This window comes from Modicisalibacter xianhensis, assembly GCF_900113605.1.
Lineage (GTDB): Bacteria > Pseudomonadota > Gammaproteobacteria > Pseudomonadales > Halomonadaceae > Modicisalibacter > Modicisalibacter xianhensis.
In genome coordinates this window covers 14,423-27,988 of record NZ_FOPY01000005.1, presented here as the reverse complement: position 1 = coordinate 27,988, position 13,566 = coordinate 14,423, and the positions used below count along the sequence as shown (strand labels likewise).

Sequence of the window (13,566 nt, the reverse complement as noted above, 5' to 3'; positions counted from 1 at the left end):
CATGAGCCGATTGTTACGCTGGTTGTTCTTCGCCCTGTTCGTGCGCCCGCTGGTATTGGTCATCCTGGGACTCAACGTGCGCCATCGCGAGCGCTTGCCGAAGCATGGGCCTGCCGTGCTGACGGCCAATCACAACAGTCACCTCGATACGCTGGTGCTGATCAGCCTCATGCCGCTCGGGCAGTTGCATCGCATCCGCCCGGTCGCGGCAATGGACTATTTCATGCGCAACCGGGCCCTGGCATGGTTTTCCACACAAATCATCGGCATTCTACCCATCGCCCGTCAGCGTCGCGCTCCCGACGAGGACCCGCTGGCCGGATGCAGCGCGGCGCTGGCCCAGGGTGATATCCTGATCTTCTTTCCCGAAGGTTCGCGTGGCGAGCCCGAGCGTCTGGCAGAGTTTCGTGGCGGCGTGGCCAGGCTGGCTGCGCGCCACCCTGAGGTGCCGTTCGTGCCGATCTTCATGCATGGTCTGGGCAAGGCGCTGCCGCGTGGCGAGGCGTTGCTGGTGCCGTTCTTCCTCGACGTGTTCATCGGCGAGTCATTGTGTGGTCGCGAACATGTCGATAACTTCCTGCCATGTTTGCGCCGGTCCATCGAGGCCCTGCGTGGCGAGGGACGGTTCGCGTCATGGGAGTGAGGGCCGCCTCACTGGTTTGGGGGCTGGCGGAGGCCATGCTGTTCTTCATCGTCCCCGATGTGCTGCTCAGTGCCGTTGCGCTGCAGGACCGGGCTCTTGCCCTGCGCTGCTGCTTATGGGCATTGGGCGGAGCGCTGTTGGGCGGCATTGCGCTCTTCGCTGCCTCGAGCGTTGCGCCCGAGGCCGTCACGGGGCTGCTGGTGAATGTACCCGCCGTCAGTGAGGACATGCTGGAGCGTGTAATGGTGGATCTTGGTGACATTGGCCCTTGGGCCCTGTTTCTCGGGCCACTCACCGGTACCCCCTACAAGCTGTATGCCGCCAGTGCACCGCAGATAGGGCTCGGTCTGGGGCTGTTCCTGCTGGTCAGTGTGCCGGCCCGCCTGGTTCGCTTCGTGCTGGTGGTCCTGATCGCCAACACCGTCTCTCGCTGGTTGCTGGCTAGGTGGACGCTGACGGTGCGCCGCGTCATTCTCGGCGTGTTCTGGACGGTCTTCTATGCAGGCTTCTTTGCCATGATGGGCTGAGGCAGGAAAATGTACGCCTTATGCTCAATCAATTTCCTGACGCAGTTAGTGAAAACCAGAACCAGGGCGACGCTTGGCATTCTATTTGCGACATTCCTGGCCTGGCAGAAGCCAAGACCTAGCCAATTTTCTCCCTTTTCGTGCCAACATGCGACATAGAGACACAGTCAAGACCAAGCAGGAACGAAGGTCTTAGACGCGATAACAAAACTGGCGCAAGTGGCACCTGTCTAACAAGACAAAAGCAACAAGATGATGGAGATGACGACAATGGCAACAGACCAGTCAACAGGACCGACCGAAACGGTCGCTCGTTCTGGCGCTCCCCAGACCCTGGGATTTCTCCTGCTGGATAATTTCACCCTGATCTCCCTGGCCTCGGCGATCGATCCGTTGCGGATGGCGAATCAACTGGCGGGCCGGGAACTCTATCGCTGGTATACCCTGACCCAGGATGGCGCGCCGGTGCGGGCCAGCGATGGGCTCCAGGTAACGCCCGATGCCTCCATCAACATTCCGCTGTCGCTGGACTGGGTGGTGGTATGTGGTGGGGTCGGCCCGCAGCATAGTGTCAGTCGCGAGCACATCCACTGGCTCCAGTCGCAGTCGCGCCAACTGCGACGGCTGGGTGCGGTATGTACGGGTAGTTGGGCCCTGGCCAAGGCGGGGCTCCTCGACCACTACGAGACCAGCATTCACTGGGAGTGTCTGGCGTCCATGCAGGAAGCCTTCCCCAAGGTCGCCCTGACCACGCGGCTGTTTTCCATCGACCGTGACCGGTTCACGGCGTCTGGCGGAACGGCCCCGCTGGACATGATGCTGAACCTGATCGGGCGGGACCATGGTCGTGAGCTGGCAGCGGGCATTTCCGAGATGTTCATCTACGAGCGTGTGCGCAACGAGCAGGACCAGCAGCGTGTACCGCTCAAGCATGTACTGGGGACGACCCAGCCCAAGCTGCTGGAAATCGTGGCGCTGATGGAGTCCAACCTCGAAGAGCCGATTGAACTCGATGAACTGGCCAGTTACGTCAATGTCTCGCGGCGTCAACTGGAGCGATTGTTCCAGAAGTACCTGCATTGCTCGCCGTCACGCTACTACCTCAAGCTGCGCCTGGTGCGGGCACGCCAGTTGCTGAAGCAGACTTCCCTGTCGATCATCGAGGTCGCTTCGGTATGCGGCTTCGTCTCCACGCCACACTTCTCGAAGTGCTATCGCGAGTATTTCGGCGTGCCGCCGCGGGATGAGCGCTCCGGTGTCCAGAACCGACAAGGTAAAGACGCTAACTCATCCAGTGCGACCAAGGCGTGGGCCACTGAGACACCCGGCAACGAGCCTGTTTCCAGTGCCTTGCTGGCGCTGGCCCATGCACAGGGCGAGCCGACCTTTGCCAGCGTGCCGCTGCTGAAGTGATCCCCGTCCCTTCTCGTTTCCCACGCCCCATCCCAGTCATTTAGCGAGCTGCCCAGCCTCAGGGCAGCTCGTTTATCTTTCGCAATAGATCGCTCATTGTTCACCTGGCGTCATGTCGGCCCGGCAGTTTCGCCCCTGTCCGTCGTAATCACGAAACAATGACGTTTTTGGAATTTTCACCGTCGCTTCCAAGAGTCGAGCCATGGCAAGGCAGGGATATTCTCCTCGCATAAGTCACCGCTTGGAGTGTCGACATGACCCCTGCCGAACTGCACGACGACGCCATCGTCATCGATGGCCTGATCATTGCCAAATGGAACCGTGAACTGCTCGAGGACATGCGCCGGGGCGGCCTGACCGCGGCCAATTGTACCGTGTCGGTATGGGAAGGCTTCCAGGCCACTGTCGATAACATCGTGGCTTCCAACAAGCTGATGGCCGAATGCAGCGACCTGGTGCGTCCGGTGCGTACCACGGCGGATATCACCCGGGCCAAGGAAGAGGGCAAGACCGGCATCATCTACGGGTTCCAGAACGCCCATGCCTTCGAGGACCAGATCGGCTACGTCGAGGTCTTCAAGCAGCTCGGCGTGGGTATCGTGCAGATGTGCTACAACACCCAGAACCTCGTCGGCACCGGCTGCTACGAGCGTGACGGAGGCCTGTCCGGCTTCGGCCGCGAGATCGTCGCGGAGATGAACCGTGTCGGCATCATGTGCGACCTGTCTCACGTGGGGGCCAAGACCTCCGAGGAAGTCATCCTCGAGTCACAGAAGCCGGTCTGCTATTCGCATTGCCTGCCCTCCGGCCTCAAGGAACACCCGCGCAACAAGTCCGACGAGGAACTCAAGTTCATCGCCGATCACGGCGGTTTCGTTGGCGTCACGATGTTTACCCCGTTCCTCAAGAAGGGCGTCGACTCGACCATCGACGACTACTGCGAAGCTATCGAATACGTGATGAACATCGTCGGCGAGGATGCCATCGGCATCGGTACCGACTTTACCCAGGGACACGACAAGTCGTTCTTCGAGTGGCTGACCCATGACAAGGGCTATGCCCGCCGCCTGACCAACTTCGGCAAGATCGTCAATCCGGAAGGTATCCGCACTATCGGCGAGTTTCCCAACCTGACCGAGGCGCTGCTCAGACGCGGCCTCTCCGAGACCCAAGTCAGGAAGATCATGGGCGAGAACTGGGTGCGTATCTTGAAAGAGGTCTGGGGCGCCTGATTGGGCAACGACCCAGATTGGGGCGTAGGCCTGTCGCCGGAACAGCCCGGACTTATTCGCGAGTAACAAGTGCCAAGAACAACGATTTCGAGGAGTTAGACCGTGACCAAGATGGCCCCTGAACTGCCTATCGAAGTGGACTCGGAAACCGGCGTGTGGACCACCGACGCGCTGCCGATGCTCTACGTGCCGCGCCACTTCTTCATCAACAATCACGTTGCCGTGGAAGAGGCGCTGGGTGCCGAGAAGTACGCCGAGATTCTCTATGATGCCGGCTACAAGAGCGCCTGGCACTGGTGCGAGAAGGAAGCCGAGCTGCACGGCTTGACCGGCGTGGCGGTGTTCGAACATTACATGACGCGTCTGTCGCAGCGGGGCTGGGGCAGGTTCATTACCGAACAGATCGATCTGGAAGAAGGGACGGCACAGGTGCGCCTGGAGCACAGCGCCTTCGTCTACCAGCTTGGCAAGGTCGGCAGAAAGATCGAATACATGTTCACAGGCTGGTTCGCCGGTGCCATGGACCAGATCCTCAGCGCCCGGGGCAGTGAACTACGCACCGTCGCTGAGCAGGTCCAGAGTGCCGCCGAAGAAGGCCACGATCACGGCCTGTTTGTCGTTAAACCACAATAATCGAAGGTCGTCGCCATGGCATTCGAAGCACTGTTCCAACCGATCAAGATCGGCAACCAGACTATCCGCAACCGTGTGGTCAGTACCGCCCACGCCGAGGTCTACGCCACCGATGGCGGCATGACCACCGACCGCTACGTCAAGTACTACGAGGAGAAGGCCAAGGGGGGCTGTGGCCTGTGCATCTGCGGCGGCTCGTCAGTCGTGTCCATCGACAGTCCGCAGGCTTGGTGGAGCTCGGTCAACCTGTCCACGGATCGCATCATCCCGCATTTCCAGAATCTTGCCGATGCAGTGCACAAGCACGGTGGCAAGATCATGATCCAGATCACCCACATGGGCCGCCGCTCGCGTTGGGACGGCTTCAACTGGTCGACCCTGCTGTCGCCGTCGGGTATTCGTGAGCCGGTACACCGCTCGACCTGCAAGACCATCGAGGAAGAGGAAATCTGGCGCATCGTCGGCGATTTCGCCCAGGCGGCGCGGCGTGCCAAGGAAGGGGGGCTGGACGGCGTCGAGCTATCCGCCGTGCACCAGCACCTGATCGACCAGTTCTGGAGCCCGCGCGTCAACAAGCGGACCGATGAATGGGGCGGCAGCTTCGAGAACCGCATGCGGTTCGGCATGGAAGTGCTCAAGGCGGTGCGCGCCGAGGTTGGCGACGATTTCGTGGTCGGCATGCGCATCACCGGTGACGAGTTCCACCCCGACGGTCTGACCCACGACGACATGAAAAAGATCGCCGCCTACTACGATGCGACCGGAATGGTCGACTTCTTCGGCGTGGTCGGCTCGGGCTGCGATACCCACAATACGCTGGCCAACGTAATTCCCAACATGTCCTATCCGCCGGAGCCTTTCCTGCACCTGGCGGCCGGCATCAAGGAAGTGGTCAGCGTGCCGGTGATCCATGCCCAGAACATCAAGGATCCCAACCAGGCGCAGCGCATCCTCGAGGGCGGTTACGTCGATCTGGTAGGCATGACCCGCGCACATATCGCCGACCCGCACTTCATCGCCAAGATCAAGATGGGCGAAGTCGACCAGATCAAGCAGTGCGTGGGCGCCAACTACTGCATCGACCGCCAGTACCAGGGCCTCGACGTGCTGTGCATCCAGAATGCCGCGACCTCGCGTGAATACATGGGTGTACCGCACATCATCGAGAAGAGCGAAGGGCCCAAGCGCAAGGTCGTAGTGGTCGGTGGTGGCCCTGGCGGCATGGAAGCGGCACGCGTCAGTGCCGAGCGCGGCCACGACGTCACCCTGTTCGAGGCGGCCGAGCAACTCGGTGGCCAGATCACCCTAGCCGCCAAGGCACCGCAGCGTGATCAGATTGCAGGGATCACTCGCTGGTATCAGCTGGAACTGGCGCGTCTTGGTGTCGACCAGCGCTTGGGGACCCGTGCCGACGAGGCGACGATCGTCGATCTGCGTCCTGATATCGTGATCCTGGCGACCGGCGGCCAACCGTTCCTGTCGCAGGTACCGGAGTGGGGGTATGCCGAGTCACGTGACGAGAGCCTGGTGGTCAGCACCTGGGACATTCTCAGCGGCGCCGTGGAGCCGGGCAAGAACGTGCTGATCTACGACACCATCTGCGAGTTCGCCGGTGTGTCGGCCGCCGACTACCTGGCCGACAAGGGTGCCAAGGTCGAGATCGTGACCGACGATATCAAGCCCGGCGCCGCCGTCGGTGGCACCACGTTCCCGACCTATTACCGCAGCCTCTACGAAAAAGAGGTGATCATGACCTCCGACCTGGCACTGCACAAGGTCTATCGCGAGGGAGATTCGCTGGTGGCGGTACTGGAGAACGAATACACCGGTGCCCAGGAAGAGCGCGTTGTCGACCAGGTCGTTGTCGAGAATGGCGTGCGCCCTGACGAGTCGCTGTATTACGCCCTCAAGGGGCAGTCGCGCAACAAGGGGCAGATCGACATCGAGGCGCTGTACGCGATCCAGCCGCAGCCGTGCCTGTCCGAGAGTGGCGAAGGTTACCTGCTGTTCCGGTTGGGTGACTGCACGGCGCCGCGCAATACGCACGCTGCGATCTACGATGCCCTGCGGTTGTGCAAAGACTTCTGACTGAGCGATAGCTGCAACGACGAGGGGCGCCGGAGACAGGCCGCAGCGAGGGTCATTTGCCAGGGATGGCAAATGTAGCGCCTAGGGATGGGTTCACAGCGCCCTCGCAGAGGCCTGTCGCCGGAACAGCCCCCATGCCAACAAAGCCAACGGTTGCTCCTGAGACGAGGTGAGCATCATGCTCGATACCCTCCTGCCAATACTCTTCTTTTCCGCCCTGGCGCTGGCGGCGATCGGTGCCGTGCGTCGCGTTCGCCTGTGGCGACAGGGGCGGCCTTCGCCGGTCCCGCTCATGCGGGGCCTGGCGGCGATGCCACGGCGTTACCTGGTCGACCTGCACCATGTCGTCGCGCGCGACAAGCGGATGTCCAACACCCACGTCGCCACGGCCGGTGGCTTCGTGCTGGCCGCCCTGCTGGCCATTGTCGTGCATGGCTTCGGGTTGGATAGCGCGGTCCTGGCCTGGGCACTGCTTGCCGCGACGACCTGCATGTTCGTCGGCAGCCTGTTCGTCGCCAAGCGGCGGCGCAACCCGCCGCCACGCTTGTCCAAGGGCCCATGGATGCGCCTGCCCAAGAGCCTGATCGCGTTTTCGCTGGGCGTGTTCCTGGTCACCCTGCCGACGGCCGGCATATTGCCGGAAGATGCCGGCTCCTGGGTCTTGGCCCTGGTGCTGACCGGCGTGGTGGCCTGGGGGCTGGGCGAGCTGTTCTTCGGCATGACCTGGGGCGGGCCGATGAAGCACGCCTTTGCCGGCGCCCTGCACCTGGCCTTTCATCGTCGCCCCGAGCGCTTTTCGGACAAGCAGGGCGGCGAGGGGCGCTCGACCGGGCTCAAGGCACTGCGCCTGGAAGACCCCAAGGCGAAGCTGGGGGTCGAGAAGCCCGCCGACTTCACCTGGAACCAGCTGCTCGGCTTCGACGCCTGCGTGCAATGTGGCCGCTGCGAGGCAATGTGTCCGGCCTTTGCCGCTGGGCAGCCCCTCAATCCCAAGAAACTGATCCAGGATATGGTCGTCGGCATGGCCGGTGGCAGCGATGCCCGATATGCCGGTAGCCCCTATCCGGGCAAGCCGGTGGGCGAACATGCCGGTGAGCCGCACGGGCCGATTGTGGCACGCCAGGGTACGGCGCTGGTCGACGCCGAGACGCTGTGGTCGTGCACGACGTGCCGCGCCTGTGTCGAGGAATGCCCGATGATGATCGAGCATGTCGATGCCATCGTGGACATGCGACGGTTCCTGACGCTCGAGCACGGCAATACGCCCAACAAGGGTGCCGAGGTCCTCGACAACCTGATCGCGACCGACAACCCCGGCGGCTTCGATCCCGGTTCGCGCATGCACTGGGCGGCGGATCTCAACCTGCCGCTGATGGCCGACAAGCGCGACGCCGAGGTGCTGCTGTGGCTGGGCGACGGCGTCTTCGACATGCGCAACCAGAGGACGCTGCGCGCGCTGGTGTCGGTACTGCGTGCCGCCCAGGTCGACTTCGCCGTGCTGGGCAACGAAGAGCGCGACAGCGGTGACGTGGCGCGTCGCCTGGGCGACGAGGCGACCTTCCAGACGCTGGCCAAGCGCAACATTGCGACCCTGGGGCAGTATCGCTTTGCGCGTATCGTTACCTGCGACCCGCACAGCTTCCATGTGCTCAAGAACGAATACGGTGAGTTGGGCGGGAACTACGAGGTTTTCCACCACAGCACCTATCTCAACGACCTGCTCGAAAATGGCAAGCTGTCACTGAAGGCCTGGAAAGGCGGCCTCGTGACCTATCACGATCCGTGCTACCTGGGACGTTACAACGGTGAGTATGAAGCGCCGCGCTCGGTGCTCAAGGCACTCGGCATCGAGGTCGAGGAAATGGCCCGCTCGGGCTACCGTTCGCGCTGCTGCGGCGGTGGCGGTGGGGCGCCGATTACCGACATACCCGGCAAGCAGCGTATTCCCGACATGCGCATGAACGACGTGCGAGAGACCGGGGCCGAACTGGTCGCCGTGGGCTGCCCACAATGCACGGCGATGCTCGAAGGTGTCGTGGCCCCGCGGGCCGAGATCAAGGATATCGCCGAACTGGTCGCGGATGCGTTGGTCATTGATGCCACGGCGGAACAGGGCACATCGCAGGACGAGGCAACCGGAAAGGCACGCCGTACGGCGGAGGAGATGACGCCATGAGCGATATCATTCGCCGCGATCCGCGCAAGGAATGGATCGCACGCAATCGCCTGCATCCCGAGCATCTCGAAGTGCTCGCGGAACTGGGTGGAGGAGCTTCGCCCAGTGAATGGACAGGTCCCAGCGGACTGACGCGACGCAATCCGCATGCCGTCGGCTTCATAGGTCCCAACGGGATCAAGCGTATCGATCGCAGTGGCGCGCAACAGGCTGCGAACCAGCCCGGCAGCCGCCAGGCGCAGCCCAAGGACACACGCCGACGTGTCGAGATAGAGGCGCCGGCGTTTATGGTCGCTGTGGTGCCCGATCTCTCCGGGGGGCGGTTGTCGTCTCACGATCGCGACTTGCTGGGGCTGGCACGCCAACTGGCCGATGCCGATCCCGAACGCCCGGGAGCAGTACTGGCGATTGTCTTCGGCACACACAAGGAAACCACCTTCGGGGAAGCCGGCGTCGACCGCTTGCTGGAGGTGCAGGGCGACGCCTTCTCAGGCTATTTACCTGAAACGCGTATCGCCGCGTTGCAGAGTGTCGAGAGAGAAATGGCGCCGCACTACTGGTTGCTACCCGATTCCTCGCTCGGTGGGGGGGAGCTGGGCCGGCGCCTCGCCGTGCGGCTGGGTGAGCGTCCAGCGACCCAGGTCTGGCAGGTCGAGGCGGATGCCGATACCGACACCGGCTGGCGCTGTACGGCACGCGGAGCGGCAGGCACGACCGACATTGCTCGCGCCATGCCTCGCGTGGTACTGGCACTGGCAGAGTGTGCCGAACCGGTCAGCGAGACACGCCATGCCGCCCAGCCCGTCGAGCTGGCCCAGGCGTTGCCCGAGGTGCTCGGACGCATCGAGGACATGGGCGAGGTTGCCGTCGACCCGGCCAGTGTGTCGCTGGCCGAGGCTGAATTCATTCTGTCGGCCGGCAACGGCGTCAAGGATTGGGATGGCTATCACCATGCTGCCCAAGTCCTCGGCGCGACCAAGGGCGCATCGCGCGTCGCGGTCGACGACGGCTTCATGCCGCGAGACCGTCAGGTCGGTGCCACCGGTACCTGGGTATCCGCGCGAGTCTACGTGGCGGTGGGTATCTCCGGCGCTATCCAGCACCTGCAGGGTATCCAGAGCTGCGAAAAGGTCGTGGCCATCAACCTCGATGAGGGATGCGACATGATCAAGCGTGCCGATCTCTCCGTCATTGGCGATGCCAGCGAGATTCTCGCCGCGCTGGTGGCGCGCATCGAACGCTATCGGGAAGAACAGCAGGAGAATCGCGATGCAGCATGACGCCAAGTCGTCGAGCCATGCCGGGCTCAACGTCGCCGTCCTGGTGACCGTAGGGCGCCATCCGGTGACCGCACGTGCGCGACGTGCGGATCAGGATGCGCGCGCCGTGGAAATGGCGCTGTCCCTGAATGATGCCGCCGTCCGGTTGGTGCATGCCGGGGGGAATGGCGACGACAACGAAGAGGCCTTGCGCGGCTACCTCGGCATGGGCATTGGCGAGATCAATCTCATCAAGCAAGCCTCGAGCGCCGATGTCGTTCCGGCCTTGGTCACGTCGCTACGCGACATGGCGCCGCAACTGGTGCTCACGGGGACGCGCGCCGAGACGGGCGAGGGCTCGGGGCTGGTGCCGTACCTGCTGGCCGAGGCACTGGGCTGGCCGGTCATCAGTGGTCTGGCGCAAGTGGAAAGCATCGAGCAGGGGGTGGCCACGGTCCTGCAGGCGTTGCCGCGCGGCAAACGCCGCCGCCTGCGGGTGCGCCTGCCGGCTATCGCCACGGTGGATAGCAGTGCCCCGGCTGCCCGTCAGAGTGCCTTCGGTCCGGCACGACGCGGGGAGCTCGCGGCGCGTGCCTGCGCCAGTGTGCCCGATGAGCTACAGGAGCAGTGGCACGTTCAGCCAGCCCGCAAGCGGCCCAAGCGGCTCAAGATCGTCAAGTCGGCCTCGGCCCGCGACCGTTTCAAGGCGGCTGCGGCCAAGGCGGATAGCGGTAGTGGACAACTGCTCAGCGATGTGTCGCCGGAGCAGGGCGCAGAAGCGATCTTTAACCTGCTCAAGGAGGAAGGCGTACTGCGTTGAGGGCATTAGCCTGGCCAAGCTGTAACGCTCTGCCCCACTTGGTGACAAGTGGGGCTTTTCATTGGGTACTACCTTCATAATTCATAGCGTTGTGGCCTTCTCTGCGCAATCCAAGCCACGCATGAACCAGCAAGGCCATGATGATCACGCTACCGCCGAGCAGGCTGGCTGTCGAAGGCGCTTCCCCTAGCAGCCACCAGACCCAGAGCGTGCCAAGGACGGTCTCGACGAGATAGAACAGCGCTACCTCGGCCGAAGGCAGGTAGCGAGTCGCATTGTTGATGAGCACGGTCGCCAGTGGCATCTGCACGAGGCCCATGAGGGCCAATACGCCATAGCTCTGCCCGCCGAGTGCCAGGGGGCTGGCCATGGGCAATGCCACCACTGCTGCCAGGATGCCTCCACCGGCAATGAGCGGTATGCGATCGATCGTGGGGTAGCGGCGCAGCAAGGTCAGGTTGCCGCCGACGGCGGCTGCGGCTGCCAGGGCATAGAGGTTGCCTGAAAGCATGCCGCCGGTCTCCGAGCCCATGAACACCAGCAACATACCGACCATGCAGGCTGCAATCGCAATCACGGTGCGATACGGCACCCGCTCATGCAAGAACAGACGAGAGAACAGGGCGGCGAACAACGGTGCCGAGCTCAGGATGACGACGACGTTGGCTACGCTGGCGTGCATGATGGCAAGCACGAAAAGGCCGGAGATCAATCCGAGCAGCACGGCGGATGCCAGCGAGGCTACAGGATGACTGCGTAACGTGGCCAGCCGGTTGCGAAGGCAGCTCACCAGGCCAAGGGCACAGAACATGAATACGCCGCGCCAGAATACGATGGTCCAGCCATCCGTACCGGCAAGCCGGACCAGCAGGCCATCGAAGCTGAGAAAGACGATGCCAGTGAATACCATGGCGAGACCGCGCTGGTAGGGACGCATTGACATGGCAGGACTCCTGGTCGGCTGAAAAAAAACCACCGCCAGCGGCGAATGGCGGTGGGGAGTCAATCATTGACGGGAACGATCAGGATCGGGCGGCACGCATGCCTTGCGTGTTCAGCTTTCTCGGGCGAACGACCCAATACCCCACGGCGCCGGCCACGAGCAGCATGCTGCCGCAACCCGCAGCCAGGAGATAGGCCCCTGAGATAGTCGCGCCAGGGATGACGAAGCGCTCGGCCAGGGCAGCCAATGTGTCGGCGTACTGTTGCCACAGGAAGAGGCCGACGGCGATGCCGGCCAGCATGGTGCACATTGCCACCCAGCGGGTGCCAGACACCCATTTGGCTTCGATACTGGGATCGCGCTGATGCAGGAAAGCCCGATAATCCCGCTCGGCCTGGCTGACCTGAGTCGCACGCGAGGCCAGCAGGATAGCCGCCAAGGCCACGAGTGTACTGAGCACCACCGGATGCAGGTAGACCGGCAGGCTGACCCACTCGGCCTGCACCATCAGTGACAGAACCAGGTTGCTGAGAAAACCTATCGCCAGGCCCCAGCCCGCGCCGGCAGCGGTGATCCGGCGGCTCCAGATGCTCATCAGGGCTACCGGGCCCCAGGAAGAAGCGAACAACGTTGCCGCGAACCACACGACGGACATTACCGCCGGCGGCTGGAACAGGGCGAGCCCCAGTGCAATCAGGCCTGCGGCAAGCACGGCAATACGACTGGTCCGCATAGCCGATGCCTCGTCCAGCGACGCAGGAAGAATGTCATTCGAGAGACTGAAGCCGATGATCGACAGGAACGTCGAGCAGGAGGAGAGCCCCGCGGCAAAAACCCCTGTGAGAATGACCACGCCAAGCCAGGTCGGCAATACGTTGAGTGCCACCCATACCATGGCGCGCTCGGGGTCGAGCTGGTCGTTGTAAAGGTTGATGGCCGCACCGGTCACCATCATCAGTGCGTAGAAGATGGCCAGCGCCACGGCGGTGAACATGGCCGAACGCATGACGACATGCTCGTTGCGTGCCATCAGGTAGCGACTGGACTGCCACGGGCTGGCTGCCAGTACTGCAGCCCACACCAGGCCCAGCGTCAGTCCCCAGGTCAACGCTTCGCCGGGTGTGGAAAAGCTGGCTTCCTGGCCTTCGATGACGCCATGCCAGAGGGCAATGCCGGGTTTGTCTTGCTGACTCAGCAGGCCTTCGATGACGCCATGCCAGCCGCCCAGGTCCTGGAGGATGTAGATGGAGCCACCCAGGGCGGCCAGCGAGAAGATCACGAACATCACGGTATCTGTGAGCATGACGCCCGGCGAACCTGAGTAGAGGATGAACCCGGTATAGGTCAGCCATACCAGCACCAGGCCGACCCAGTAAGGCATGCCGGTCAATTCGGCAAACATGATTCCTGCCCCCTGCATGACACCCAGCAGGTAGGCGCCGAGACCGAAAATCGTCGTCAGGCCGGCGATGATCTGGACGCGCCGGGAAGCGAAGCGCTTACCGAAGAATTCGGGAACGGTTCTTGCCCCGCTACGCCGCAGGTAGCGTCCGAAGGCCAGTGCGCCAAGCAGACACCCGGAGGTACTGACGGCAGCAAAGATCAACATCACGAACGGGTAGCCCTGATAGGCAAAGCCGGTTTCGCCGAGAAAGGCGCTGGTGCTCAGATAGCTTGCGACCAGGGTGCCGAGGATGAAAAAGGTCGGAGCGTTGCGACCGGCGACCAGATAATCATCGAGATGCTTGACCCGGCGTCCCGCCAGATGACCGATGAGGAAGTAACCGACCAAGCTGAACAGTATTGCGGTTGTGTAGATCATGAAGACAGCC

The 13,566-nt window shown here is 62.8% G+C and carries 11 protein-coding genes; 9 read left to right on the top strand and 2 right to left on the bottom strand.

The features are described from left to right. Nucleotide 1: 1 nt before the first annotated feature. From BM194_RS06685 to etfB, 9 genes are all read left to right on the top strand, one after another. On the top strand, nucleotides 2-643 hold the full coding sequence (locus BM194_RS06685) for a lysophospholipid acyltransferase family protein (protein WP_092845038.1): 642 nt from the start codon (nucleotides 2-4) through the stop codon (nucleotides 641-643). Further along, the gene (locus BM194_RS06680; protein WP_092845035.1) at nucleotides 634-1,170 is read left to right on the top strand and encodes a hypothetical protein; all 537 of its coding nucleotides are present in this window, start codon (nucleotides 634-636) and stop codon (nucleotides 1,168-1,170) included. The genes BM194_RS06685 and BM194_RS06680 overlap by 10 nt, the downstream gene beginning before the upstream one ends. A 270-nt stretch (nucleotides 1,171-1,440) precedes the next feature. Next, nucleotides 1,441-2,583: a choline metabolism transcriptional regulator GbdR gene (gene gbdR, locus BM194_RS06675; RefSeq protein ID WP_092845033.1), complete on the top strand. Its 1,143-nt coding sequence runs from the start codon at nucleotides 1,441-1,443 to the stop codon at nucleotides 2,581-2,583. A gap of 254 nt (nucleotides 2,584-2,837) precedes the next feature. Beyond that, nucleotides 2,838-3,815, top strand: coding sequence for a dipeptidase (locus BM194_RS06670; RefSeq protein WP_092845031.1), 978 nt, complete (start codon nucleotides 2,838-2,840; stop codon nucleotides 3,813-3,815). Between the two features lie 102 nt (nucleotides 3,816-3,917). After that, the gene (locus tag BM194_RS06665) at nucleotides 3,918-4,448 is read left to right on the top strand and encodes a 4-vinyl reductase (RefSeq protein ID WP_092845029.1); all 531 of its coding nucleotides are present in this window, start codon (nucleotides 3,918-3,920) and stop codon (nucleotides 4,446-4,448) included. A 15-nt stretch (nucleotides 4,449-4,463) separates the two neighbouring features. Further along, the gene (gene dgcA, locus BM194_RS06660; protein WP_092845027.1) at nucleotides 4,464-6,536 is read left to right on the top strand and encodes a dimethylglycine demethylation protein DgcA; all 2,073 of its coding nucleotides are present in this window, start codon (nucleotides 4,464-4,466) and stop codon (nucleotides 6,534-6,536) included. Nucleotides 6,537-6,714: 178 nt separating this feature from the next. Further along, entirely contained in the window at nucleotides 6,715-8,712 is a 1,998-nt protein-coding gene (locus BM194_RS06655; RefSeq protein ID WP_092845025.1) for a (Fe-S)-binding protein, read from the top strand. Continuing rightward, entirely contained in the window at nucleotides 8,709-9,992 is a 1,284-nt protein-coding gene (gene etfA, locus BM194_RS06650) for an electron transfer flavoprotein subunit alpha (RefSeq protein ID WP_092845023.1), read from the top strand. The genes BM194_RS06655 and etfA overlap by 4 nt, the downstream gene beginning before the upstream one ends. Continuing rightward, nucleotides 9,982-10,791: an electron transfer flavoprotein subunit beta gene (gene etfB / locus BM194_RS06645; protein WP_092845021.1), complete on the top strand. Its 810-nt coding sequence runs from the start codon at nucleotides 9,982-9,984 to the stop codon at nucleotides 10,789-10,791. Before etfA ends, etfB begins: the two co-directional genes overlap by 11 nt. A 58-nt stretch (nucleotides 10,792-10,849) precedes the next feature. Here the strand turns inward: etfB and BM194_RS06640 are convergent, their stop codons facing one another. Together BM194_RS06640 and BM194_RS06635 are read right to left on the bottom strand one after the other, a co-directional pair. Next, nucleotides 10,850-11,734, bottom strand: coding sequence for a DMT family transporter (locus tag BM194_RS06640; RefSeq protein ID WP_218155376.1), 885 nt, complete (start codon nucleotides 11,732-11,734; stop codon nucleotides 10,850-10,852). 79 nt (nucleotides 11,735-11,813) lie between these two features. Beyond that, nucleotides 11,814-13,556, bottom strand: a complete 1,743-nt coding sequence (locus tag BM194_RS06635; RefSeq protein WP_092845019.1) for a sodium:solute symporter family protein — start codon at nucleotides 13,554-13,556, stop codon at nucleotides 11,814-11,816. Between the last annotated feature and the right edge of the window lie 10 nt (nucleotides 13,557-13,566).